This is a genomic window from Mesorhizobium sp. BR1-1-2 (assembly GCF_020165435.1).
Lineage (GTDB): Bacteria > Pseudomonadota > Alphaproteobacteria > Rhizobiales > Rhizobiaceae > Mesorhizobium.
In genome coordinates, this window is the sequence record NZ_JAIUID010000004.1 from 477,030 (window position 1) to 502,253 (window position 25,224).

Annotated in this window: 18 protein-coding genes; 16 read left to right on the forward strand and 2 right to left on the reverse strand. The window is 64.4% G+C overall.

The features are described 5' to 3' along the window. Positions 1-9: 9 nt before the first annotated feature. Positions 10-663: a TetR/AcrR family transcriptional regulator gene (locus LB551_RS11960; protein WP_140549684.1), complete on the reverse strand. Its 654-nt coding sequence runs from the start codon at positions 661-663 to the stop codon at positions 10-12. Positions 664-910: 247 nt separating this feature from the next. Here LB551_RS11960 and LB551_RS11965 point away from each other — a divergent pair, with 247 nt between their 5' ends. The 8 genes from LB551_RS11965 (at position 911) to LB551_RS12000 (ending at position 11,524) form a co-directional block, all read left to right on the forward strand. Next, a complete protein-coding gene (locus tag LB551_RS11965; protein WP_224659262.1) occupies positions 911-2,590 on the forward strand; it encodes an amidohydrolase in 1,680 nt (559 codons plus the stop codon). A gap of 153 nt (positions 2,591-2,743) precedes the next feature. Beyond that, positions 2,744-3,838, forward strand: coding sequence for an ABC transporter ATP-binding protein (locus LB551_RS11970; protein WP_140549686.1), 1,095 nt, complete (start codon positions 2,744-2,746; stop codon positions 3,836-3,838). Beyond that, the gene (locus tag LB551_RS11975; RefSeq protein WP_224623905.1) at positions 3,838-4,758 is read left to right on the forward strand and encodes an ABC transporter permease; all 921 of its coding nucleotides are present in this window, start codon (positions 3,838-3,840) and stop codon (positions 4,756-4,758) included. Before LB551_RS11970 ends, LB551_RS11975 begins: the two co-directional genes overlap by 1 nt. Further along, the gene (locus LB551_RS11980) at positions 4,751-5,551 is read left to right on the forward strand and encodes an ABC transporter permease (protein WP_140549688.1); all 801 of its coding nucleotides are present in this window, start codon (positions 4,751-4,753) and stop codon (positions 5,549-5,551) included. Before LB551_RS11975 ends, LB551_RS11980 begins: the two co-directional genes overlap by 8 nt. 23 nt (positions 5,552-5,574) lie before the next feature. Then, positions 5,575-6,609, forward strand: coding sequence for an extracellular solute-binding protein (locus tag LB551_RS11985; protein WP_224623904.1), 1,035 nt, complete (start codon positions 5,575-5,577; stop codon positions 6,607-6,609). A gap of 64 nt (positions 6,610-6,673) precedes the next feature. Continuing rightward, a complete protein-coding gene (locus LB551_RS11990) occupies positions 6,674-7,870 on the forward strand; it encodes a serine hydrolase domain-containing protein (RefSeq protein ID WP_224659263.1) in 1,197 nt (398 codons plus the stop codon). Between the two features lie 33 nt (positions 7,871-7,903). After that, positions 7,904-9,082, forward strand: coding sequence for a serine hydrolase domain-containing protein (locus tag LB551_RS11995; protein WP_224659264.1), 1,179 nt, complete (start codon positions 7,904-7,906; stop codon positions 9,080-9,082). 120 nt (positions 9,083-9,202) lie between these two features. Further along, the gene (locus LB551_RS12000) at positions 9,203-11,524 is read left to right on the forward strand and encodes a Tex family protein (protein WP_224659360.1); all 2,322 of its coding nucleotides are present in this window, start codon (positions 9,203-9,205) and stop codon (positions 11,522-11,524) included. On the opposite strand, the gene LB551_RS12005 is transcribed toward LB551_RS12000, so the two are convergent. After that, entirely contained in the window at positions 11,525-12,436 is a 912-nt protein-coding gene (locus LB551_RS12005; RefSeq protein WP_224659265.1) for a LysR family transcriptional regulator, read from the reverse strand. Positions 12,437-12,539: 103 nt separating this feature from the next. On the opposite strand from LB551_RS12005, the gene LB551_RS12010 reads away from it, so the two are divergent. The 8 genes from LB551_RS12010 to LB551_RS12045 all read left to right on the forward strand — a co-directional run bounded on the left by LB551_RS12010 (position 12,540) and on the right by LB551_RS12045 (position 25,155). After that, positions 12,540-13,736, forward strand: a complete 1,197-nt coding sequence (locus LB551_RS12010) for an acyl-CoA dehydrogenase (RefSeq protein ID WP_224659266.1) — start codon at positions 12,540-12,542, stop codon at positions 13,734-13,736. Between the two features lie 104 nt (positions 13,737-13,840). Continuing rightward, the gene (locus tag LB551_RS12015; protein ID WP_224659267.1) at positions 13,841-17,200 is read left to right on the forward strand and encodes a DUF2126 domain-containing protein; all 3,360 of its coding nucleotides are present in this window, start codon (positions 13,841-13,843) and stop codon (positions 17,198-17,200) included. 6 nt (positions 17,201-17,206) lie between these two features. Continuing rightward, positions 17,207-19,618 carry a circularly permuted type 2 ATP-grasp protein gene (locus LB551_RS12020; RefSeq protein WP_224659268.1) on the forward strand — a complete coding sequence of 804 codons (2,412 nt, stop codon included), beginning with the start codon at positions 17,207-17,209 and terminating at the stop codon, positions 19,616-19,618. 14 nt (positions 19,619-19,632) lie between these two features. Beyond that, positions 19,633-20,517 carry a transglutaminase domain-containing protein gene (locus LB551_RS12025; protein WP_224659269.1) on the forward strand — a complete coding sequence of 295 codons (885 nt, stop codon included), beginning with the start codon at positions 19,633-19,635 and terminating at the stop codon, positions 20,515-20,517. Positions 20,518-20,648: 131 nt separating this feature from the next. Further along, positions 20,649-21,752 carry a DNA topoisomerase IB gene (locus LB551_RS12030; RefSeq protein WP_224659270.1) on the forward strand — a complete coding sequence of 368 codons (1,104 nt, stop codon included), beginning with the start codon at positions 20,649-20,651 and terminating at the stop codon, positions 21,750-21,752. An 84-nt stretch (positions 21,753-21,836) separates the two neighbouring features. Beyond that, positions 21,837-22,211 (forward strand): YciI family protein, encoded by a 375-nt coding sequence (locus tag LB551_RS12035; RefSeq protein WP_140496184.1) that lies wholly within the window; start codon positions 21,837-21,839, stop codon positions 22,209-22,211. Then, positions 22,208-23,470 (forward strand): RNA polymerase sigma factor, encoded by a 1,263-nt coding sequence (locus tag LB551_RS12040; protein ID WP_224659271.1) that lies wholly within the window; start codon positions 22,208-22,210, stop codon positions 23,468-23,470. Before LB551_RS12035 ends, LB551_RS12040 begins: the two co-directional genes overlap by 4 nt. A 170-nt stretch (positions 23,471-23,640) precedes the next feature. Beyond that, a complete protein-coding gene (locus LB551_RS12045; protein ID WP_224659272.1) occupies positions 23,641-25,155 on the forward strand; it encodes an aldehyde dehydrogenase family protein in 1,515 nt (504 codons plus the stop codon). Positions 25,156-25,224: the final 69 nt, after the last annotated feature.

Consider the following 25,224-nt stretch of genomic DNA (forward strand, 5'->3'; position numbering starts at 1 on the left):
AATGCGAAATCAGTCAAGGTTGAGATAGGGGGTCACCAGAGCGAGCCACATGCTTTCGACATCGTCCTCGATAAGGTCGTATGTCCGGCGATCCTTTTTCAGGCCGACAAGACGGCAAGCGTGCCCGACCTCCATCATCAGCAGGCCGAGCCGGCTGGCGACCTTGTCTTCGAGAGCCGGGTTCACATGCCGCAGCCATGCCGCGTAGAGGGCGACGATCTGGTCGTCATACTCGTTCTGGATCGGTCTCAGGTCGGCGTTACCTGAAATCGCCTCGATCACAGGCATCAGGCTGGCATTGTCGAGATAAAGCCTGGAAGTGTCCGTGAAGAGCTTGCGTACCTCCCGCCGAAACTCCTCGCGGTTGGTGGGCGGATCGACCCTGATGCGTCTCGCGATCACTTCGGGAAAGGATGACAACCAGCGCCGGGCGAGGTCCAGGAGAATGGCTTCCTTGTTGGGGAAGTATTGGTAGACCGAACCGACAGACAAGCCCGCACGCTGCGCTATGGCGAGCGTCGTCGGTGTCCTGGTTCCTTGTTCGCGTGTCAAGGTCAGCGCCGCGTCGAGGATCCGGTCCACGACCTTGCTCGATCGTTGCTGCCGCGGCTGCTTGCGCGGTTCGAGCGCTATCCTGGTTTTGCGATCAAGACTGCGCTTCACGGCTTGACGTCCTCGTTCCCCGCCCGGTCCCAACATCGGGGCGGGGTTGTCCACAATACATTGCAAATTCCGCATGTTGACAAACGCGAATGATTAGTCGCATTCTTTTATCCACGCTGCCTTGGGGATAACAAGGGGAATTTCGAAGACAGCGCAGCGACATCATTTTTTCCCAGTGCCGCTCCTGCGGAGCGGCGGTCGTGGGCACAGGGTGTCGGTCTCAGCCAGTCGAAGGCGCGGAGTCGCGATGTCTGTAACGGGTGCGGGTCACAAGGCGGATCTGATCGTCATCAACGGTCGTGTGTTGACCATGGACGATGACAATCCGTCCACCGACGCCGTTGCCGTCAAGAACGGCGCCATCGTCGCCCTCGGCAGCCGTGCCTCTATCGAAGAGTTCAAGGGCCCGGCCACCAGGATTATCGACGCCAGGGGCGGTTCGGTGCTCCCGGGTTTCATCGAAGCCCACATGCATCTGTTTTCAGGCGCAGCCGAGCTTGCCCATCTCCAATTGTCGGGCGTCCACGGTTTTGAGGCGCTGCAAAGGGCGATCCGCGACTACGCATCGACGCACCCCGATGCCAAGATGCTGGTGGGACAGGGCGTCGATTACACCGTGCTCGATGACGAGCGAGTGACGCGCCATCATCTCGATGCGATCCTGCCGGACCGGCCCTTCGTCATGGCCGCGCCCGATCACCATACGATGTGGGCCAACACCAGGGCGCTGGACATGGCAGGCATCCTGAGTGGGCGCACGCTTGGTCCGGGCAACGAGATCGTCATGGGTGACGACGGCCTGGCCAATGGGGAACTGCGCGAGGGCGAGGCTTTCGGCCCGGTGCTCGATCTTGCCGGGGAGGGCCGGGTGCGGCTCGGGCTGGCGACAGGCGGCGAGCCAGATCCGATGCCGTCAGCGGAAGAACGCGCCGCCGACCGCGACATCATGCGGCGCGGGCTCGCCTGGTGCGCGCGCCACGGCATCACCTCGATCCAGAACATGGACGGCAATCTTTACCAGCTCGAACTGCTGGCCGAGATCGAGGCCGAGGAGGGGCTACCCTGCCGTGTGCAGATACCCTTCCACTACAAGAATTTCATGACGCTCGACATGCTCGACAAGGCGTCCGCGATGGCTGAACGCTACAACAGCGAATGGCTGTCGTCAGGCATGGTCAAGGTGTTCTACGACGGCGTGCTCGATTCCTGGACGGCTGTCATGATCGAGCCCTATGCCGATCGTCCCGACTGGGTGGGCGAACCCCTGTTCACCCCTCGACAATTTATCGATCTCGCCGTCGCCATCGACAGGCGTGGACTGCAGATCGCCGTGCATTCGATCGGCGACGGCGCCGTGCGCGCCGTGCTCGACGGCTACGAGGCGGCGCAAAAGGCCAATGGCAAGCGCGATAGCCGGCATCGTGTCGAACATATCGAGGTCATCGCCGCATCTGATGTGCCGCGTTTCGCCGAACTCGGCGTCATCGCCTCCATGCAGCCGCCGCATCCGCCCGGCGCCATGGATTTTCCGCTGGAGCCGACCGTGTCGCGCATCGGACCGGCCCGGTGGCCGCTGAGCTACGCCTGGCGCACCTTGAGGAGCGCCGGCGCGCATGTCGTGTTCGCGTCGGACTGGCCGGTGTCGCCGATCGACCCGATCCTGGGCATCCAGGCGGCAGTGATGCGCAAACCATGGGCATCAAGCGATCCGGACCAGAGCTTCTCGCTGCGTGAATCGCTTGCTGCCTACACGGTCGAGGGCGCCTATGCCGAATTCGCCGAGCACCGCAAGGGCACGCTGAAGCCGGGCTATATGGCCGATCTGGTGGTTTTGTCGGCCGACATCGAAAAGACGGCGCCGACTGACCTGCACAAGGTGCGCCCGATAACAACGATCTGCGGCGGCAAAGTCACCTACCAAGCCTGACATGGCATGCGGCTTGCCTGCTGAAATGGCAGACTGAAATGACCGACTGAACTGTGATTCATTGCCGGACTTGCCAACCTACCGGCCGTGTGGTCACATCCAACAGGGGAAAAGCTCCGCCAGCAAGAGCGGGGTCAACAGTGAGGCGTAATCGTGCCGGACAAACCGGATCGGAATGCGATTGAAGTAGTAAACGTCAGCAAAATTTTCGGATCGGGTGAGGGGCAGGTCGCTGCTCTCGACACAGTCTCGGTATCCATCCGCGAGAACGAATTCTTCACACTGCTGGGACCATCCGGCTGCGGCAAGACCACCTTGCTGCGGCTGATCGCCGGCTTCGACTTCCCAACCGCCGGCGAAATCCTGCTTTACGGCCAGGACATCGCACCATTGCCGCCCTTCAAGCGGCCGGTCAACACCGTCTTCCAGTCCTATGCGCTGTTCCCGCACATGACGGTGGCAGACAATATCGGTTTCGGCCTGGAGATGCTGGGCAAGCCCAAGGCGCAGATCAAGGCGCGCGTCGCCGAGATGCTGAAGCTGGTCAAGATGGAGGCGCTGGCGGGCCGGCGCACCGGCCAGATTTCCGGCGGCCAGCAGCAGCGCGTGGCGCTGGCCCGGGCGCTCGCGCCGCAACCGAAGGTGCTGCTGCTCGACGAGCCGCTCTCGGCGCTCGACTACAAGCTGCGCAAGGAGATGCAGATCGAGTTGAAACGGCTGCAGCACGAGACCGGCATCACCTTCATCTTCGTCACTCATGACCAGGAAGAGGCGCTGACGATGTCGGACCGCATCGCGGTGATGTCGTCGGGCAAGATTCTGCAAGTCGGCTCACCCTGGGATATCTACGACAAGCCTGCCGAACGCTTCGTCGCCGACTTCATCGGCGAGACCAACTTTCTCACCGCGGCCATATCGGGCACCGGCAACGGCAAGGCGCGCGCGACGCTCAAATCCGGCACGACCATCGAGGCGACCGTCGCCGAAGGCTTCCAACCGAAGGACAATGCCACCGTGGTGGTGAGGCCGGAGCATGCCAAGCTGACCAAGAGCAAGGGCGACCTGTCGGGCACGGTCGACAACATCGTCTATTTCGGCACCGACACGCATATCCATGTCCAGCTCGACAGCGGCGAAGCCTTCACCGTGCGCCAGCAGAACACGCGCAGCGCAGGCTGCGGTTTCGAGCGCGGAGACAAGGTCGGCATCCTGATCGGCAACGACGCCGCGCAAGTGCTGAGGGACTGATGGCCACCGCCGAAGAAGTCGCCAAGGCAGCGGAGCGGCGCGACGTCCGCGACCGCTGGCTGCTGTCAGCGCCGGCCTTGCTGGTCATTTTTCTCGCCGCGACCGGCCCGTTGCTGATCGTGCTCGTCTATTCGTTCCTGACGCCCGGCGCCTATGGCGACGTGAAGTGGCAATTTTCGCCGGAAGCCTGGGTGTCGGTGTTCATGGAACGCGACATTTTCGACGACACGCTGTCGCTCGCGGCCGCCCACGTCACCATCTTCCTGCGCTCGATCAAGCTCGCGGTGGTGACGACGCTGGCGACTTTGGCGCTCGGCTTCCCGACCGCCTATTTCATGGCGACGCGCAGCGAGAAGACCAGGGATCTCTGGCTGTTCCTGATCACCATTCCGTTCTGGACCAACCTCCTGATCCGTACCTTCGCGGTGCTGCAGATCATCCGCAACGAAGGCATCGTCAACACCATCCTTCTGAAGCTCGGCATCATCTCGGCGCCAATCCAGATACTCTACACCGACACGGCGATCCTGATCGGCATGGCCTATGTCTACCTGCCGCTGATGGTGCTGCCGATCTATGCCAGCATGGAAAAACTCGATTTCCGGCTGGTCGAGGCCGGCTACGATCTCTACGCGACACGCTTCAAGGTGCTGCGCAAGATCATTTTTCCGCTGGTCAAACCCGGGGTCATCGCCGGTTCCATCCTGGTCTTCATTCCGGCCCTTGGCGCCTATGTGACGCCGAGCGTGCTTGGCGGCGGCAAGAACATGATGCTGTCCAACCTGATCGAATTGCAGTTCGGACAGGGCCGCAACTGGCCGCTTGGCTCGGCGCTGTCGATCACGGTGATGATCATCGTCATGGTGGCGCTGCTGGCCTATGTGCGCAACGCCGGCAAGTCGGGGGTGCGTCATGGCTAGCAACTTCTCCATCAAGCACCAGCCTGGCTTCACCGCGATCGCGGCAACCTGTTTCGTCGTGCTCTATTTGCCGATCATCGTGCTGGTCGTCTACGCCTTCAACGCCGCGAGCTCGACCTCGGAATGGGGCGGGTTTTCGCTCAAATGGTTCCAGTCGGCCTGGCAGAACACGCAGGTAATCGATGCGACGCTGCGTTCCTTCCAGATCGCCGCCATAGCGGCGGCCCTTGCCACCATCTTTGCCACGATGGCCGCGCTCGCCACCACGCGCACTCCGCCCTATCCCGGGCTGACATTCAAATACGCAGCCATCAACCAGCCGCTGATGGTGCCCGAAATCGTCACCGGCGTTGCGCTGCTGATCTTCTTCTCGCGCATCAAGATCTTCACCGGCTATTCCGGCCTTGGCTACCTGATCGCCGCGCATACGGCGTTCTGCATCCCGTTTGCCTACCTGCCGATCCGGGCGCGGCTGGAGAATATGGACCTGACGCTGGAACGCGCCGCCGCCGACCTCTATGCGACGCCGTGGAAGACCTTCCGCCGCATCACCCTGCCGCTTTTGTGGCCCGGCATCCTCGCCGGCCTGATGCTGGCTTTCGTCATCTCGCTCGATGACGTCGTCATCACCGAATTCGTCAAGTCGGGCGGCCAGGACACGCTGCCCACCTACATGCTCGGCCAGATCCGCCGCGGCATCACGCCCGAGATCAACGCGATATCGACCGCCTTCCTGCTGCTTTCGGTCGCGATCGTCACGTTGTTTTTCTTTGTCAGCAGGAAACGAGACTGAAACCGATAATGGGAGCTAAAACGATGAACAGGAAGACAACAGCGTCCGCCATGGGGTTGGCGTTGCTCGCTTCGACGGGCCTTGCCCGCGCCGACGGCGTGCTCAACATCTACAATTGGGGCAACTACACCAGCCCTGACGTGATCAAGAAGTTCGAAGCCAAATACAACGTCAAGGTGACCATCACCGACTACGATTCCAACGACACCGCGCTCGCCAAGGTGCGCCAGGGCGGCACCGGTTTCGACATTGCCGTGCCTTCGCAGACCTATGTACCGATCTGGATCAAGGAAGGCCTCGTCCAGGAAACCGATCCGGGCAAGATGGAGAATTTCAAGAACGTGGCGCCGGAATGGGCCAATCCAGACTTCGATCCGGGCCGCAAATACACGGTTCCGTGGGCCTGGGGCACGATCGGCGTCGTCGTCAACACCGACGCCTACAAGGGCCCGGCCAACACGTGGGGCATCATCTTCAACACCCCTGATGAGCTGAAGGGCAAGGTCAACGTCGTTCCGGAGATGGGCGACGTGATGTTCGCCGCGATCAAATATGTCGGGGGCCAGCAGTGCACCGACGACAAGGCGGTCCTGAAGAAGGTGCGCGACCTCCTGGTGGCGGCCAAGCCGAACTGGATCGCGATGGAATACAACACCATCGAGAAGATGGGCGCCGGCGACTTCAAGGCAACCAGCGATTGGAACGGCTCGGCTTTGCGCCAGCGCCTCGCCAACCCGGCCATTCACTACAATTATCCGAAGGAAGGCTTTGGCCTGTGGAGCGACAACGTCGTCGTCCTGAAAGAGGCCAAGAACGTCGAGAATGCCAAGCTGTTCCAGAACTTCATCATGGATCCGGAAAACGCGGCCGGCCTCTCGGCTTTCCACCGTTACGCCAATGCCATCGCCGGTTCGGACAAGTATATGCCTGCCGACATGAAGGACGCGCCGGAAGTCGTCATTCCGGCCGACGCCAAGCCGCTTGGCGAACTGCAGCAGATGTGCGCACCAGAGACGCAGGAACTTTACACCAAGATCTGGACCGAACTGCAGAAGTAATCGCTGCATGACGGACCCGGCGGCACATGCCGCCGGGTCTTTTCCGTTTCCGGGAATGGCTTTCATGGACTCCTATCGCAACAGCGATCCGCGGCCGCCGATCATGCAGGGCTCGCCGCCCGCCATGGTGCCACCAAGGCTCGACTGGGACAGGCCGCCCTGGAACCGCTGGGCCTTCCAGCACATCAGGGGAATTCTGCCGACCGTCGAAGTCTGGCGCGGCAGCGGCCATCGTCACCGCCTCGAACGCGCCGAGGTCGATCTCGACGGTCTGCCGGTCGAGGACAGCACGGGACGGAAGACGACGCTCGCGGGCCTGCTCGACGAGACCTATACGGATGGCTTCCTGGTGCTCAAGGACGGCAAGATCGCCTATGAGCGCTACTTCAACGGCATGGACGAGCGCACGCTGCATCTGTCGCAGTCCATGGCCAAGTCGGTCACCGGCTCGGTGTTCGGCATACTGGCCGGGCGCGGGCTGGTCGATCCGGCAAAGCCGGTTACCGACTACCTGCCGGAGCTGAAGGCAACCGGATGGGCCGGCGCCAACGTCCAGCATGTGCTCGACATGACGAGCGGGGTGCGTTTTTCCGAAGAGTACACCGATCGCTATTCCGATATCGGCCAGGTCGATGTCGCCACCGGCTGGAAGCCGGTGCCGCCAGGCAGCGATCCGGACTTTCGCTGGCCCGCGCACATGTTCGAGCTGATCCTGGGCTTGAAGGACATTGTCCGGCCACATGGGGCGGCATTCGAGTACCGCTCGGTCGAGACCGATGTGCTGGCCTTCATCATGGAGCGCGTCACCGGCAAGCGGCTGGCGCAGTTGGTTTCGGAAGAACTCTGGCAAAAGCTCGGCGCCGATGAAAGCGCCTGCTTCACCGTCGACAGCGCCGGCTACGCGCTGGCCGATGGCGGCTTCAACGCGACGCTGCGCGATTATGCCCGCTTCGGCCAGTTGATCCTCGACGATGGCGGCGGCGTGATACCGGCCGACTGGATCGAGGCGACGCGCAGCGGCAGCCACGGGCCGGGCTTCAGTCCGAGCCTGCCGGAGGGCAGCTACCGCAACCAGTTCTGGATCGAGAATCCGCATTCGCGCGCGCTGATGTGCCGGGGCGTGTTCGGGCAGATGATCCACATCGATTGGAGTACTCGGATGGTCGTGGTCAAACTTTCGAGCTGGCCGGATTTCAGCAATGTCGCCTACTCCATGGCGACGCTGAAGACCGTACATGCCATCGCCGCCGCGCTGAGCTGAATCCCCACAAGGAATGACCCGGAAGGAAATGCCATGACCGGCAAGACCGCGTTCGAGACCCGTTACGGCTTCCGCCGCAACCAGGTGCTGCTCGCCAACTGGCGCGAGAACCCGTTCAACCGATGGTCGTTCCAGAACGTCGGCGAGCTGGTGCCTAGCGCGCGCGTCGCCGCCCTGCGGGTCAACGAGGCGCCGGCGGAGGATTTCGGCGGATTGCTCGACGAAAAGGTCGCGCTGGCGAGCACGCCGGAAACCGTCGCCGCTTTTCTCAACCGCTCGCACACGGACGCGCTGACCGTCATGAAAGGCGGCAGGATCGTCGGCGACTGGTTTGCGCCGCATATGGATTTCGGCGCCCGCCACATCATCTTTTCGATCAGCAAGTCGGTGACGGCGATCGTCGCCGGCATATTGGAAGGCGAGGGCGTGTTCGATTCGGAAGCGCCGGTGACCGCCTACATGCCGGAAGCCGGCGATTCGGCCTATGGCGAGGCTACCGTGCGGCAGGTGCTCGATATGAGTGTCAGCCTCGATTTCGAGGAAGCCTATCTCGATCCCGAAAGCGCCTTTGCTCGTTACCGTCGGGCCACCTTGTGGAACCCCGGCGGTGGCACGGAAAGCCTGCGTGAATTCCTCCTGACCTTGCAACGCCTCGCCGAGCCGCACGGCCAGACCTTCCGCTACCGGTCGCCCAATTCCGACCTGCTTGGCCTGCTGCTCGAACGGGCGTCCGGCCAGCGCTTCGCCGACCTGATGCGCGAGAAACTGTGGCTGCCGCTGGGTGCTGCCGGCGAAGCTTCGGTGGCGGTCGACATGGAGGGCACGGCGCGCACCGCCGGCGGCATCTCGGTGACGCCGCGCGATCTGGCGCGCGTCGGCGAGATGATGCGGCAAGGAGGCACTGCGAATGGCCGCCGCATCGTGCCCGAGGCCTGGGTGCGCGACACCACGGTAACCGGCGGCAGTGCTGAAGCCTGGCAGCGCGGCGCCATGCTGCCGCTGTTTCCCAAGGGCCGCTACCGCAACAAATGGTACCAGACAGGACATCAGAACGGCGCCTATTGCGGCATCGGGATCCATGGCCAGTGGCTCTATGTCGATCCTCGGACGGAAGTGGTGATCGCCAAGATGTCGTCGCAGCCCAAGCCGGTCGACGATCCGCTCGATCTTGAGATCGTCGCGTTCTTCGAGGCGCTGAGCCGGATGGTCTGAGCGCGGCTGCATCGGTGCGCGCTTTCCTGTGGACCTCTGTCGCCGGTGAAAACGCGAAGGTTGGCGGACCGGATATCTGCGCCTATGGTCGCCGCTCTTTTCGAGAAGAGCAGGAACGGCATGGCATCCGACATCAAGCGCATCGCAGCCATTATCGCGACCGAGATCACAGCGCGGCCCGAACAGGCCGCCGCTGCCATCGGGCTGCTCGATGAAGGCGCGACCGTGCCGTTCGTGGCGCGCTACCGCAAGGAGGTGACGGGCGGGCTCGACGACACGCAACTGCGCCTGCTGTCGGAGCGCCTTGCCTATCTGCGCGAGCTCGACGCGCGGCGTGACACCATCCTTGGCTCGATCCGGGAGCAGGGCAAACTGACCGACGAGCTTGAATCCAAGCTCGCCGCCGCCGTCACCAAGGCCGAACTCGAAGACATCTACCTGCCTTACAAGCCCAAGCGCCGCACCAAGGCGGAGATCGCCCGGGAGCGTGGGCTGGGACCGCTGGCGGAAGCCATCCTGGCCGACCGCTCGCTGGTGCCGGCGGAACTCGCACTGGCCTATCTGACCGAGGACGTGGCCGACGCCAAGGCGGCACTTGAGGGCGCGCGCGACATACTGTCGGAACAGTTCGCCGAGAATGCCGACTTGGTCGGCAAGCTGCGAAGCTACATGAAGGAACGCGCCTTCATGCGCGCCAGGGTGGTCGACGGCAAACAGGAGGCGGGTGCGAAATTCTCCGACTATTTCGACCATGTCGAGCGCTGGGCCACCGTGCCGAGCCACCGCGCGCTGGCGATGCTGCGCGGCCGCAACGAGGAGGTGCTGTCGCTCGATATCGAGGTCGATGCCGACGACTCGTCGCCGGTGAAGCCGGTCGAGCGGATGATCGCCAATGCCTACGCGATCGGCGGCAGCCTGCCGGGCGACCGCTGGCTGATGGAGGTTGCGGGCTGGACCTGGCGCATAAAGCTGTCGCTGCACCTGACACTCGATCTGATGCGCGACCTGCGCGAACGGGCCGAGGAAGAGGCGATCCACGTCTTCGCCCGCAATTTGAAGGATCTGCTGCTCGCCGCCCCCGCCGGGTCGCGGCCGACGATGGGGCTCGACCCCGGCATCCGCACCGGCGTCAAGGTCGCGGTGGTCGACGGCACCGGCAAGCTGGTGGCGACGACAACGGTCTATCCGTTCCCGCCCAGGAACGATGTGCGCGGCACGCAGGCGGAACTCGCCAAGCTCGTTCGCCTGCACAAGGTCGAGCTGATCTCGATCGGCAATGGCACCGGCAGCCGCGAAACCGAGAAGCTGGTGGCCGACATGCTGTCCGACATGCCTTCCGACGGCGGGCCGAAGCCGCTCAAGGTGATCGTCAGCGAGGCCGGCGCCTCGGTCTATTCGGCTTCGGCGACAGCGGCGGCGGAATTCCCCGGCCTCGACGTGTCGTTGCGCGGTGCCGTGTCGATCGCGCGCCGCCTGCAGGATCCGCTGGCCGAACTGGTCAAGATCGAACCGAAATCGATCGGCGTCGGCCAGTACCAGCACGATGTCGACCAGTACCGGCTTGGCCGCTCGCTGGAGGCGGTGGTCGAGGACGCCGTCAACGCGGTTGGCGTCGATCTCAACACGGCTTCGGCGCCGCTCCTGGCGCGGGTTTCAGGGCTCGGGGCGTCGCTCGCAGACGCCATCGTCGCGCATCGTGATGCCGCAGGCCCGTTCGCCAGCCGCAAGGATTTGCTCAAGGTCTCCCGCCTCGGGCCGCGTGCGTTCGAGCAATGCGCCGGCTTCCTGCGCATCCCGAACGGCTCCGAGCCGCTCGACGCCTCGGCGGTGCATCCGGAAGCCTATGGCGTGGCCAAAAAGATCGTCGCCGCCTGCGGGCGCGACGTGCGTTCGCTGATGGGCGACAGTGCGGCGCTGAAGGCGCTCGATCCGCGCGTTTTCGTCGACGAGCGGTTCGGCCTGCCGACGGTGCGCGACATTCTGGCCGAGCTGGAAAAGCCCGGCCGCGATCCGCGCCCCGGCTTCAAGACGGCGACCTTCGCCGATGGCATCGACGACATCAGGGATCTGAAACCCGGCATGCTGCTGGAAGGCACCGTCACCAATGTCGCCGCCTTCGGCGCCTTCGTCGACATCGGCGTCCACCAGGATGGGCTGGTGCACGTTTCGCAACTGGCCGACCGTTTCATCAAGGACGCGCATGAGGTGGTCAAGGCCGGCGATGTGGTCAAGGTGCGGGTCGTCGATGTCGACATCAAGCGCAAGCGTATTGCGCTTTCCATGCGCAGGGATGGCGGCGAGGGCGGCGCATCGAGAGGCCCGCGCGACAATGGCGGCGGCAGGCCGACGCCACGCTCGCCAGCGCCGCAGCGCCAGCCCGAGCGGCCGGCGCAGCAAGGCGCGTTCGGCGCGGCACTCGCGGATGCGTTTAAGCGGAAGTAGCTACCACGCCAGAACAGCCGGGTCCTTTTCAACCTGGCCCATCAGCCAATCTCGAAAACTTGCGACCGGCGGATGGCCGCGCTTGTCATGCGGGACGACTAGATAATAGGCGCTGCTGCTGTGCATAGGCTGGCCGGGCGCGGGCACCAGCTGGCCGCGCTGCAACTCGCCTGAGATGAGGACTTGCGGCAGCAGAGCCACGCCCAGACCCGCCATGCAGGCCTGGGCGGCGGTGCCGAACTGTTCGAACTGCATGCCCGGGCCGGTCGGCGCGCTCAGGCCTTGATGCTCGAACCATTCGGTCCAGGCGCCGGGCCTGGTCGCCATGTGCAGCAGCGGCAGACGGCCGATGTCGGCGGGCGTCGCGATGGCGCGCTCGGCGAGGAATTCGCGCGACACCACCGGGGCCACCACCTCGCGCACCAGCAGCGTCGAGTCTGCCTCGGGCCAGTCCGGCAGGCCATAATGAATAGCCGCGTCCAGCCGCTCCCTGGCGAAGTCGAAGCGGCCGATGCGGGTGACGAAGTTGATGGTGATGTCGGGATTGTTGTCGACGAAATTTGGGATCATCGGCATCAGCCAGCGCGTGCCGAAGGTCGGCAGGATTGCGAGATTCAGGATGCCGCTATGCCGATTGCTCATCAATCCAAGCGCTGCGTCGCGCAATTGGCCAAGCGCCGAACGCACCGCTTCGGCGTACGTTTCGCCCGCCGCCGACAACCGGACATTGCGGCTGTCGCGCTCGAACAGGCGGCGGCCGAACTGGTCCTCAAGCAGCCTGATCTGCCGACTGACGGCGCCTTGGGTCAAATCCAGCTCCTGGGCTGCGGCGGTGAAACTGCCAAGCCGGGCCACCGCCTCGAAGGCGGCAAGCGCGCTGATGTTGGGCAAAAGGCGGCGTTGGACACTCATGATCCATTCCTAACGCTCATTGATCGGTGAAGCAATTTCGTTTGATTTTTCCAAGCCGCGAGCCGATAAGCCGGGCTTCACCCGTTTTTGAGGATCGAGAGCCATGGCCGCCGACAAGAATGCATTCGTCTGGGAAGACCCGTTCCTGATCGAGGACCAGCTTTCGGAAGACGAGCGCATGGTGCGGGACGGGGCGGCAGCCTTCGCCGCCGACAAGCTCGCGCCGCGCATCGAAGAGGCCTATCTCAACGAAACCTTCGACACGGCGATTTTTCGCGAGATGGGCGAGGCCGGCCTGCTCGGCATCAACATTCCGGAAGAATTCGGCGGCCTCGGCGCCAACTATGTCACCTACGGCCTGGTCGCCCGCGAAGTGGAGCGGGTCGATTCCGGCTATCGTTCGATGATGTCGGTGCAGTCGTCGCTGGTCATGTATCCGATCCATGCCTACGGCTCGGACGAACAGCGCAGGAAATACCTGCCCAAGCTCGCCAGCGGCGAGTGGATCGGCTGTTTCGGCCTGACCGAGCCGGATGCCGGCTCCGACCCAGGCGGCATGAAGACGCGCGCCGAGAAGACCGCCAACGGCTACAAGCTCACGGGCTCCAAGATGTGGATCTCCAATGCGCCCGTCGCCGACGTCTTCGTCGTGTGGGCGAAGCTGAAAGACGAGAGCGGCAAGGACGAGATTCGTGGCTTCGTTTTGGAAAAGGGCATGAAGGGGCTGTCGGCGCCGAAGATCGCGGGCAAGCTGTCGCTGCGGGCGTCGATCACCGGCGAGGTGGTGATGGAAGACGTCGAAATCGGCGAGGACGCGCTGCTGCCCAACGTGTCGGGACTGAAGGGGCCGTTCGGCTGCCTCAACCGGGCCCGCTACGGCATTTCCTGGGGCTCGATGGGCGCGGCCGAAGATTGCTGGCACCGCGCCCGCCAATATGGCCTCGACCGCAAGCAGTTCGGCAAGCCGCTGGCCGGCACGCAGCTCTACCAGAAGAAGCTCGCCGACATGCAGACCGAGATCGCACTCGGGCTGCAGGCCTCGTTGCGCGTCGGGCGGCTGCTCGACGATGGCAAGATGGCGCCGGAGATGATCTCGATCGTCAAGCGTAACAATTGCGGCAAGGCGCTCGACATCGCCCGCCAGGCACGCGACATGCATGGCGGCAACGGTATCCAGATCGGCTATCACGTGATGCGCCACGCGCAGAATCTGGAGACGGTCAACACCTATGAGGGCACGCATGACGTGCACGCCCTAATCCTGGGACGGGCGCAGACTGGGATCCAGGCGTTTTTCTGAGGGTTGGGTAGCCGTTTAAGTTAGGTGCAGCGCAACATCCGCTTGGAGAATGACGGCCAGATGTGTCAGGGTTCGGCCAGCTAAACGCCGATCTCCGGGGCTCCATGGCAACTCTGGCCGCCGTCTATCACCTGACCCATTACAAATACGACCGGCCGGTGGTGCTTGGTCCGCAGGTGATCAGGTTGCAGCCGGCGCCGCATTCGCGCACCAAGGTGCTCAGCCATTCGTTGAAGGTCGAGCCGGCGAACCACTTCGTCAATCTCCAGCAGGACCCTTACGGCAACTTCCTTGCCCGTTTCGTCTTTCCCGAGCCGGTGAGTGAACTGAAGATCGAGGTCGACCTCGTCGCCGACATGACGGTCTATAATCCGTTCGATTTCTTCGTCGAGGAGACGGCGGAAAATTTCCCGTTCGAATATCCGGAAGAGACACGCGACGACCTCGCCATCTATCGCACACCGGAAGCGGCGGGCCCGCTGCTCTCGGCGTTCCTGAAAACCATCGATACCAGCCCGAAAAACACGGTCAATTTCCTCGTCGACCTCAATGCCCGGCTGCAGCGCGAGATCACGTATATCGTGCGCATGGAGACCGGCGTGTTCTCGCCGGAGGAAACGCTGGCAGCGGCCAAGGGCTCATGCCGCGATTCGAGCTGGCTCTTGGTGCAGATCCTGAGGCATCTAGGCATCGCCGCACGCTTCGTCTCGGGCTATCTGATCCAGCTTAAGCCCGACCTCGTCGCGCTCGATGGGCCGGCCGGTACATCAGTGGACTTCACCGACCTGCATGCGTGGTGCGAGGTCTATCTTCCCGGCGCAGGCTGGGTGGGTTTCGACCCGACTTCGGGCCTGCTCACCGGCGAGAGCCATGTGCCGCTTGCCGCCACGCCGCATTTCCGCAACGCGGCGCCCATTTCCGGCATGGCGAGCTTCGCCAATGTCGAGTTCGGCTTCGAGATGCGGGTCGACCGCATCGCGGAGCATCCGCGCATTACCAAGCCGTTCTCGGATGAAAGCTGGCAAGCGCTCGATGCGCTGGGCAAAAACGTCGACGCCGCGCTCGATGCCGGCGACGTACGGCTGACCATGGGCGGCGAACCGACATTCGTGTCGATCGACGATTTCGAGTCCGCCGAGTGGAACACCGCCGCCGTCGGCCCGACCAAACGCGAGAAGGCCGATGCGCTGATCCGGAGATTGCGCGAGCGCTTCGCGCCCGGCGGCTTCCTCCACTATGGCCAGGGCAAATGGTACCCCGGCGAGAGCCTGCCGCGCTGGACGTTTTCGCTCTACTGGCGCACCGACGGCCAGCCGGTGTGGAGCGATCCGTCGCTGATCGCGCGTGAGAAAAGCGAAGCGGAGATCGGTCCCAGGCAAGCCCAGGGTCTGCTGACCGCGATCGCCGGCGAGCTCGGCATCGATAGCTCCATGGTCAGCGAAGCCTATGAGGATCCGGCCGAATGGCTACTCAAGGAAGGCAAGCTGCCGGAGAATGTCGATCCGACCAATTCGAAGCTGGAGGATCCCGAAGAACGCAGCCGCATGGCGAAAGTGTTCGAACGCGGGCTGACCAAGCCGTCGGGCTATGTGCTGCCGGTGCAGCGCTGGAACAGCCAGGCGTCGGGCCAGCGCTGGCGCTCGGAAAAATGGACGACACGGCGCGGGCGGCTGTTCCTGGTGCCGGGCGATTCACCGGTCGGCTATCGCTTGCCGCTGGGAACGCTGCCTCACGTGCCGCCGGAGCAGTATCCCTATGTCGTGCCGGTCGATCCGTCGCAGCCGCGCGGTGAGTTGCCCGCGCGAGAGGCGATCTTGCCTGGCCCGGCCCCGGCCGAACGCGAGGGCGCCGATGAAATGGCTCGCCGCCAGCAGGCGGCCTCGTTCACGGCCGCGACCGCCCAGCAGGACCGGGTCGAGCAGGAGCTCACCGAGATCGGCGGCGCGGTGCGCACCGCACTTTCGGTCGAGCCGCGCGACGGACGGCTTTGCGTGTTCATGCCGCCGGTCGAGGCGCTGGAGGATTATCTTGAGCTGGTGGCGGCAGCCGAGAACGCGGCCAAGGCGATCGGGTTGCCAGTGCATATCGAGGGCTACGGCCCGCCGCACGATCCGCGCCTCAACGTCATCCGCGTCGCGCCGGACCCCGGCGTCATAGAGGTCAACATCCACCCGGCTTCCAACTGGCAGGATTGCGTGGCCACGACCACGGCGATCTACGAGGAGGCGCGGCAAACGCGGCTTGGCGCGGATAAATTCATGATCGACGGCCGCCACACCGGCACCGGCGGCGGCAACCATGTGGTGGTCGGCGGCGCGACGCCCAATGACAGCCCGTTCCTGCGCCGTCCCGACCTGTTGAAGAGCCTGGTGCTGCAATGGCAGCGGCATCCCTCGCTGTCCTATCTGTTCTCCGGCCTGTTCATCGGTCCGACCAGCCAGGCGCCGCGCTTCGACGAGGCGCGCCACGATACGCTCTACGAGCTCGAAATTGCCATGGCGCAGGTGCCACATCCCGACAAGGGCGAAGCGCCCTTGCCGTGGCTGGTCGACCGGCTGTTTCGCAATTTGTTGACCGATGTCACCGGGAATACACATCGCTCGGAAATCTGCATCGACAAGCTGTTTTCGCCTGACGGACCGACGGGACGGCTGGGGCTGGTGGAATTCCGCGGCTTCGAGATGCCGCCCAATGCGCGCATGAGCCTGGCGCAGCAACTGCTGGTCAGGGCGATCATTGCGCGCGCCTGGAAGAACCCGCTCGACGGCCGCTTCGTGCGCTGGGGCACCTCGCTGCACGACCGCTTCATGCTGTCGCATCATGTCTGGGCCGATTTTATCGACGTGCTCGACGACCTCAAGCTCAACGGCTTCGCGTTCCGACCCGAATGGTTCGACGCCCAGCTCGAGTTCCGCTTTCCCTTCTACGGCGAAGTCCGATATGCGGGCGTCAAGCTGGAACTGCGGCAGGCGCTGGAGCCGTGGCATGTCATGGGCGAGCAGGGGGCCATCGGCGGCACCGTGCGCTTCGTCGATTCCTCGGTCGAAAGGTTGCAAGTCAAGACCGAAGGGCTGAACCCTGAGCGCCATGCCATCGTCTGCAATGGCCGCATGGTGCCGATGAAGGTGACCGACAACAGGGAGATCGCCGTGGCGGGTGTGCGCTTCAAGGCCTGGCAGCCGGCTTCGGGCCTGCATCCGGCGCTGCCGGTCAACACGCCGCTGGTGTTCGATATCTATGACCGCTGGTCGGGCAGGGCGGTCGGCGGCTGCGTCTACCATGTCGCGCATCCAGGCGGACGCAGCTACGACACGTTCCCCGTCAACGGCAACGAGGCGGAGGCGCGGCGGCTCGCCCGCTTCGAGCCGCGTGGCCATACGCCATCCAGCTATGTGCCGCGCGAGGAACAAGCTGCGGAAGATTTCCCGATGACCCTTGACCTTCGGCGTCCGCCAAGATTCTGATCAGCAATGGCAAAGGGGACTCACAAGCGGGTACGCGGCAAGGCGCAGATCCATCGCCTGCTGGAGCACTACCAGCCGATCGACGGCGTCGTCGACGAAATGGTCGACGCGTCGGGCAATCCCCGTCCGGCCTGGAAGCATTTCATCGAGGCGCTCGACGATCTCGGCGCCGAAGAGCTCACCCAGCGCTTTGCCCGCGCCGACCAGTATCTGCGCGACGCCGGCGTCTATTACCGCGTCTACGACAAGGCCGGCGCCAACGAGCGAGAATGGCCGCTGGCGCATGTGCCAATGCTCATCGAGGACGGCGAGTGGGAGACGATCAGCGCCGGTCTCGTGCAACGCGCCGAACTGTTCGAGGACATCATCGCCGATATTCATGGGCCAAACCGGTTGGTCGAAAGGGGCGTCCTGCCGGCGGGTCTGATCGCAGCGAGCCCGGAATATTTGCGGCCCGTGATCGGCACCAGGCCGGCCGGCGGCCACTTCCTGCATTTCTGCGCCTTCGAGCTCGGTCGCGGGCCCGACGGGCGCTGGTGGGTGCTGGGCGACCGCACTCAGGCACCATCCGGCGCCGGCTTCGCGCTGGAGAACCGCGTCGCCACCACACGCGCCCTTTCCGATATCTATGGCGAAATGCATGTGCACCGGCTCGCCGGCTTCTTTCGCCGTTTCAGGGACGCGCTGATCGGCATGGCCAAGGAAGCCGACGGCCGCGTCGCCATATTGACGCCGGGGCCGCTCAACGAAACCTATTACGAACACGCCTACATTGCCCGTTATCTCGGCATCATGCTGCTCGAAGGCGAGGACCTGACCGTTTCCGGGGGACGGCTGATGGTGCGCACGGTTTCGGGCCTGATGCCGGTCAGTGTGCTATGGCGACGGCTCGATGCCGCTTTCGCCGATCCGCTCGAACTGCGCTCGGATTCGCAGATCGGCACGCCGGGGCTGGTCGAGGCGATCCGGCAAGGCAGCGTCTCCACCGTCAACGCGCTCGGTTCGGGCCTGATGGAGACTCGCGCACTTCTTGCCTTCCTGCCCAGGATCGCGCGCGAATTGCGGGGCGAGGAATTGAAGCTGCCCACCGTCGCGACATGGTGGTGCGGGCAAGCGAGCGAACGCGCCCATGTGCTGGCCAATATCGACCGTATGATGATCGGTCCGGCCTTGTCGACGAGGCTGGCATTCGAGGACGATGACCAGACCAGGCTTGGCTCGGCGCTGTCGGCCGGGGAGCGGGCGGAACTGGTGGCGCGCATCGAACGCGACGGCGACGCTTTCGTCGGCCAGGAAGCGGTGACGCTTTCGACGACGCCCGTCTATGTCGACGGCCGACTGGAGCCGCGGCCGGCGAGCCTGCGCGTCTATCTGGCGCGCACGCCCGAGGGCTGGACGGTGATGCCGGGCGGGTTCGCCCGCGTCGGCCTGTCGCTCGATCCGACGGCGATCGCCATGCAGCGCGGCGGCCAGGCGGCCGACGTCTGGGTGGTCAGCGAGCGGCCGGTGGAGCGCGAGACGCTGCTGCCGCAAGAGGGCGACAGCTTCAGCCGCACCAGGCCGGGCAGCCTGCCCAGCCGCGCGGCCGAAAACCTGACCTGGCTCGGCCGCTACATCGAACGCTCGGAAGACACGGTGCGCATCCTGCGCGCCTATCATGTGCGGCTGGCTGAGACCTCCGATCCCGATATGCCGTTGCTGGCCGACATCAGGGATTATCTCGAACCGTTCGGCATCGATGTCGAAACAGCGATCCCATCGAGGCTGATCGGCACGCTGGACAGCGCCGTCTACAGCGCCGGCCAGATCCGCGACCGTTTCTCGCCGGATGGCTGGCTGGCGCTCAAGGACCTGTCGAAGACCATTCATCAGTTCGCGACGACGGTGGCGCCGGGGGATGATGCGACACGGGCCATGACCGTCATCCTGCGTAAGCTCGCCGGTTTTTCCGGCCTGCTGCACGAGAACATGTACCGCTTCGCGGGCTGGCGCTTCCTTGAGATCGGCCGGCGGCTGGAGCGCGGCATACAGATCGCCAGCACGCTCGCCCGGCTGACCAACGACAAGGCGCCGGACGGCTCGCTCGACATGATGCTGGAGATCGGCGACAGCGTCATGACGCACCGGCGGCAGTACCCTGTGCAAGCCGGCCGCCGCACGGTTATCGACCTTCTGGCGCTCGATCCGCTCAATCCGCGTTCCATCCTGTTCCAGCTCGAAAGGCTGAAGGCCGAGATCGGGCTGCTGCCGGCGATCGGCGGCGAAGGGCACATGTCGCCTGCGGCCAAGGAGATCCTGCAGCTCAACACGGCCATCGCCATCAAGGAGCCAGCGGACATGACTGTGAAGGCGCTGAACGATCTCGCCGGCGAGATAGGCGGGCTCTACAGCAGCCTCGCCAAGGCCTATTTCGGTTAAGGCGGCGCTCCGGCATGCTCTACGACATCAGGCTTCACCTTCACTACGATTACGCCGCCGTCGCCGGCGGCGGCCGTCACCAGGTGCGTGTGCTGCCGCCGACCATCGACGGCGTGCAGCGCGTCGTCGCCGCGTCGCTGTCCTTCGCGCCTGCGCCAAACGAACGCTCGGATTTTTCCGATTTCTTCGGCAACAACGTCACCTCGATCGCCTTCCGCGACGCGCATGACGCACTCGACATCAGGATGAGCGCGCGCGTGGCGGTGTCGCGGCCCGAGCCCGGGCTCGACGTGTCGCCCGACCTTAGCCGGCTGCGTCAGGAGCTCGCCGCCGTGCGCTCGCTGGCGCCCGATACACCGCATCATTTCCTGGCCGCCAGCGGTCACGCCGGCATCGATGCGGCGATTACCGCCTATGCGCGCGACAGCGTCGGCGGCTCGGCTGCCGGTACGGCGATGAACCTCTGCAATCGCATCCACCGCGATTTCACCTATGACAACGAGGCGACCACCGTCCGCACCAGGGCAGGCGATGCCTTCCGGCTGAAGCGCGGCGTGTGCCAGGATTTCTCGCATATCATGATCGCCGGCCTGCGCGGGCTCGGCATACCGGCCGGCTACGTCAGCGGCTTCCTGCGCACCATTCCGCCCAAGGGCAAGCCTAGGCTGGAGGGTGCCGACGCCATGCATGCATGGGTTAAGGTGTGGTGCGGGCGCGATGCCGGCTGGCAGGAGTTCGACCCGACCAACGGCATGCGGGCCTCCAACGATCACATCACCGTTGGCCATGGCCGCGACTATTCGGATGTCGCGCCGATCGTCGGCGTTCTCAAGACCACGGGCGGACAGGTCGGCGAGCAAGCCGTCGACGTCATTCCGGTGCTGCTCGAGAGGGCCTGACGTCAGGCCTGCTTGCGCAACGCTCCGTGCAGGGTTCCGCCGCCGGCGTGGGTGGCCGCCGACTTTTCGGACAGGAGTGGAACCAGTGCTCGGCCTAGAGGCTTATCTACGGGTGTTTCCGTGGGGCCAGCATGCTGCAGAAATCCGGATTGACTATCGACGGCGACGCCGCACCAAAGAACGGTGCTCAGATTTCTGCCGAGCACGCCGCACTGATCTATGTCAGCGATACCGAGCCCGGTATCCGCCGGCTGAAATCGGGCAAGGGATTTTCCTACAGGGGACCTGATGGCGGGCCGGTCTCGGATGCCACCCGAGCGCGCATCGAGGCGATCGTGATCCCGCCGGCCTGGACGGATGTTTGGATCTCGCCCGAGGCGGACGGACATATCCAGGCGACCGGCAGGGACCAGCGGGGACGCAAGCAATATCGCTATCATCCGCATTGGGCCGAGGAACGCGACAGCGCCAAATATTCGAGCCTTGTCGCCTTCGCCGAAAGACTGCCGGAGCTTCGGCACAGGATCGACAGCGACCTGCGCCGCCACGGCCTGCCGCTCGAACGCGTCGTCGCCGCAATCGTCTGGCTGCTCGACAACACCATGATCCGCGTCGGCAACGCCGCTTACGCCCGCGACAACAAGAGCTTCGGCCTGACGACATTGCGGGACCGCCATGTCGACATCAAAGGATCGAGCCTGCGATTCGCCTTCAAGGGCAAATCGGGCAAGGAATGGAAATTGAAGCTGGTCGATCGCCGCATCGCGCGAATCGTGCGAGGCGCGCAGGACCTGCCGGGCCAAAAGCTGTTCCAGTATCTCGACGAGGACGGCACCAGACACCCGGTGCGCTCCGAGGACGTCAACCGGTACATCAGGGAGGCCATCGGCGATGCATTCAGCTCGAAACATTTCCGTACATGGGGCGGCACCATCCACGCCGCGTCGCTGTTTGCGCAAACGGTGCTGCCCGACAGCCAGGCACAGCAGAAACGGGCGATGAACAGCGTCATCGACAGGGTCGCCGAGCGGCTGGGCAACACGCGCGCCGTCTGCCGCCAATGCTACATCCATCCGCAAGTCTTCGAAGCCTGGCTGCAGGGACGGCTGCTTGCCGAAATGGCGGAAGCCAACAAACGCAAACGATCGATAGACGGTCTCGATGATGAGGAAGCGCTCGTGCTGCGATGGCTGAAGACGCACGAAAGCGGACCCGCCGTAACCACCGGCCGCTGAATCCGCGGCGCCTCGATTTTTTTATCGACGTCGTGTCGGGATCGGTCCTAGTGTTTCGTCCTTTGACACAGAAGAGGACAAACCATGCTCTACGCGATCTTGTGCTATGCTTCCGAAGACGTCGTCTGCTCCTGGAGCAAGGAGCAGGACGACAAGGTCATGGCCAACATTCTCGATGTCCAGCAGAAATACGCGGACGCCGGCCGGCTTGGCCCGGTGGCGCGGCTTTTGCCGACGACGGCGGCGACGACGCTGAGGAAGGTCAAGGGCGAATCGATCGTCATCGACGGGCCGTTCGCCGAGACCAAGGAACAGTTCCTCGGCTTCTACACGCTCGAATGCGCCGATCTCGACGAGGCGGTGGAGTTCGCGCGCGAACTTTCCGAGGTCAATCCGAGCGGCGGCTCCTACGAAATCCGGCCGGTATCCATCTTCAATCCCACCAGGGTAGCCGTATGACCGAACTTGCCTGGATCAGCTCCGCGATCAGCGCCGCCCGCCCGCAGGCGATGGGTGCGCTGCTGCGCTATTTCCGCGACCTCGATACGGCGGAGGAAGCTTTCCAGGACGCTTGCCTCAGGGCGCTGAAGAACTGGCCGCAGAACGGTCCGCCGCGCGATCCGGCGGCCTGGCTGATCTTCGTTGGACGCAACAGCGGCATCGACGCGGTGCGCAAGCGCGCCAAGCAGGCGCCGATGCCGGAAGAGGACCAGATCTCCGATCTCGAGGACGCAGAGAGCGACATCGCCGAGCGGCTCGATGGCGCGCACTACCGCGACGACATATTGCGGCTGCTATTCATCTGCTGCCATCCCGACCTGCCGGCAACGCAGCAGATCGCGGTGGCGCTGCGCATCGTCTCGGGCCTCACGGTCAAGCAGATCGCACGCGCCTTCCTGGTCGGCGAAAGCGCCATGGAGCAGCGCATCACCCGCGCCAAGGCACGTATCGCCGACGCCGGCGTGCCGTTCGAGACGCCGGGCGCGGTGGAGCGCTCGGAGCGGCTCGCCGCGGTCGCGGCCATGGTCTACCTGATCTTCAACGAGGGCTATTCGACCAATAGCGGCGAGGCGCCGGCCCGCGCGCCGCTGTGCGAGGAGGCGATCCGGCTGGCCCGGCTGCTGCTCAGGCTCTTCCAGACCGAGCCGGAGATCATGGGGCTGACGGCGCTGTTGCTGCTCCAGCATGCGCGCGCACCGGCCCGCTTCGATGCGGACGGCGAGATCGTTCTGCTCGAGGATCAGGACCGCAGCCTGTGGAGCCGCAAGATGATCGACGAGGGGCTGGCGCTGGTCGACAAGGCGCTGCGCCACCGCAAGCCAGGCCCTTACCAGGTGCAGGCGGCGATTGCCGCGCTGCATGCGCGGGCCGAGAAGGCCGAGGACACGGACTGGGTCGAGATCGACCTGCTCTACGGCCTGCTCGAACAGATGCAGCCGTCGCCAGTCGTCACCCTCAACCGTGCCGTCGCGGTCTCCAAGGTGCGTGGCCCGGAGGCGGCACTTGCCATGATCGAGCCGCTGGAGCAGAGGCTTTCCGGCTATTTTCATTTCTTCGGCCTCAAGGGCGGGCTTTTGATGCAGCTTGACCGGGGCGAGGAGGCGCGGGTCGCCTTCGACCGCGCCATCGCGCTTGCCAACACGGCGGCGGAAGCGGCCCATATACGCATGCATATCGACCGGCTGATGAAGGACGGCGCCGCGCGGACGGCAAGCTGACCCTGGTTCAATGGTCTGGCCCGGGCTTGGACCATGCCGGGGTGGCGATTTTTCCCTGGAACCGCTATTGGCACGCCAGACAGCGCCTCCTTGCGCCTGATGGCATAGGGAACGCATGGCGCAATGCTTTGACCACGCCACATGAATGGCGGGATCTGAAAGGGACAGACATGACGATAGCGAAGGAAACCGCCGAGCTTCTGGCGAAACTGGGTGTTGCCAAGGAGGCGCTTGCCGGCGGCGACCTGATCGTGCGCAGCCCGGTGACGGGCGAGCAGATCGCGGCGTTGAGCACGATCTCGCCGGCCGACGCGGCCAGGACCATCGATGCCGCGCACAAGGCGTTCCAGGTCTGGCGCCTGGTACCGGGGCCGAAGCGCGGCGAGTTGGTGCGGCTGCTCGGCGAAGAATTGCGCGCGCACAAGGCCGAACTTGGCCGGCTGGTGTCGATCGAGGTCGGCAAGATCCCCTCGGAAGGGCTCGGCGAAGTGCAGGAGATGATCGACATTTGCGACTTCGCCGTCGGTCTTTCCAGGCAATTGTACGGGCTGACCATCGCCACCGAGCGTCCGGGACACCGCATGATGGAAACTTGGCATCCGCTCGGCGTGGTCGGCGTCATCTCCGCCTTCAACTTCCCGGTCGCGGTGTGGTCGTGGAATGCGGCACTTGCACTGGTTTGCGGCGACGCGGTGGTGTGGAAACCTTCCGAAAAAACCCCGCTGACGGCGCTTGCCTGCGAGGCGATCTTCAAGCGCGCCGTCAAGCGCTTCGGCACTGATGCGCCGGAAGGGCTCGCGTCGGTGCTGATCGGCGACCGCACCGTTGGCGAGATCCTGGTCGATCATCCGAAGGTGCCGCTGGTCTCCGCCACCGGCTCGACCCGCATGGGCCGCGACGTCGGGCCGCGCCTGGCCAAGCGTTTTGCACGCGCGGTGCTGGAGCTCGGCGGCAACAATGCCGGCATCGTCTGCCCGACCGCCGATCTCGACATGGCGTTGCGCGCAATTGCCTTTGGTGCGATGGGCACGGCGGGCCAGCGTTGCACGACGCTGCGGCGCCTGTTCGTGCATGACAGCGTCTACGACGCCTTGGTACCGCGGCTGAAGAAGGCCTATCAGAGCGTCTCTGTCGGCAATCCGCTGGAGACGTCCGCCCTCGTTGGGCCGCTGATCGACAAGGCGGCCTACGAGGCCATGCAGAAAGCGCTGAAGGAGGCTGCCGCCCACGGCGGCAAGGTGACCGGCGGCACGCGGGTCGAGAACGGCCATCCGGGCGCCTATTACGTGCATCCGGCGCTGGTCGAAATGCCCAGCCAAGTCTCGCCAGTGACCGAAGAGACCTTCGCGCCGATCCTCTATGTGATGAAATATACCGATTTCGACGCCGTGCTCGACGAGCACAATGCGGTGGGAGCGGGGCTGTCGTCGTCGATCTTCACCCGCGACCTGCAGGAATCCGAGCGCTTCCTCGGCGTCGACGGATCGGACTGCGGCATTGCCAATGTCAATATCGGCACGTCGGGCGCAGAAATCGGCGGCGCCTTCGGTGGTGAAAAGGAAACCGGCGGCGGCCGTGAGAGCGGTTCCGATGCGTGGAAGGCCTACATGCGCCGCGCCACCAACACGGTGAACTATTCCAAGGCGCTGCCGCTCGCCCAGGGTGTCTCCTTCGACATCGAGTGAGACTGCGGGTTCCGGCTCGGGTGACGTTGCGCACCCGGGCCGTTCTGCGACCTGAGGTTCACTGCTGAG

Bases quoted from the DNA above. Each gene is read 5' to 3' on its own strand.
- LB551_RS11965 (WP_224659262.1), top strand. From the start codon at position 911: ATGTCTGTAACGGGTGCGGGTCACAAGGCGGATCTGATCGTCATCAAC.
- LB551_RS11975 (WP_224623905.1), top strand. From the start codon at position 3,838: ATGGCCACCGCCGAAGAAGTCGCCAAGGCAGCGGAGCGGCGCGACGTC.
- LB551_RS11980 (WP_140549688.1), top strand. From the start codon at position 4,751: ATGGCTAGCAACTTCTCCATCAAGCACCAGCCTGGCTTCACCGCGATC.
- LB551_RS11985 (WP_224623904.1), top strand. From the start codon at position 5,575: ATGAACAGGAAGACAACAGCGTCCGCCATGGGGTTGGCGTTGCTCGCT.
- LB551_RS11990 (WP_224659263.1), top strand. From the start codon at position 6,674: ATGGACTCCTATCGCAACAGCGATCCGCGGCCGCCGATCATGCAGGGC.
- LB551_RS11995 (WP_224659264.1), top strand. From the start codon at position 7,904: ATGACCGGCAAGACCGCGTTCGAGACCCGTTACGGCTTCCGCCGCAAC.
- LB551_RS12000 (WP_224659360.1), top strand. From the start codon at position 9,203: ATGGCATCCGACATCAAGCGCATCGCAGCCATTATCGCGACCGAGATC.
- LB551_RS12005 (WP_224659265.1), bottom strand. From the start codon at position 12,436: ATGAGTGTCCAACGCCGCCTTTTGCCCAACATCAGCGCGCTTGCCGCC.
- LB551_RS12010 (WP_224659266.1), top strand. From the start codon at position 12,540: ATGGCCGCCGACAAGAATGCATTCGTCTGGGAAGACCCGTTCCTGATC.
- LB551_RS12015 (WP_224659267.1), top strand. From the start codon at position 13,841: ATGGCAACTCTGGCCGCCGTCTATCACCTGACCCATTACAAATACGAC.
- LB551_RS12020 (WP_224659268.1), top strand. From the start codon at position 17,207: ATGGCAAAGGGGACTCACAAGCGGGTACGCGGCAAGGCGCAGATCCAT.
- LB551_RS12025 (WP_224659269.1), top strand. From the start codon at position 19,633: ATGCTCTACGACATCAGGCTTCACCTTCACTACGATTACGCCGCCGTC.
- LB551_RS12030 (WP_224659270.1), top strand. From the start codon at position 20,649: ATGCTGCAGAAATCCGGATTGACTATCGACGGCGACGCCGCACCAAAG.
- LB551_RS12035 (WP_140496184.1), top strand. From the start codon at position 21,837: ATGCTCTACGCGATCTTGTGCTATGCTTCCGAAGACGTCGTCTGCTCC.
- LB551_RS12040 (WP_224659271.1), top strand. From the start codon at position 22,208: ATGACCGAACTTGCCTGGATCAGCTCCGCGATCAGCGCCGCCCGCCCG.
- LB551_RS12045 (WP_224659272.1), top strand. From the start codon at position 23,641: ATGACGATAGCGAAGGAAACCGCCGAGCTTCTGGCGAAACTGGGTGTT.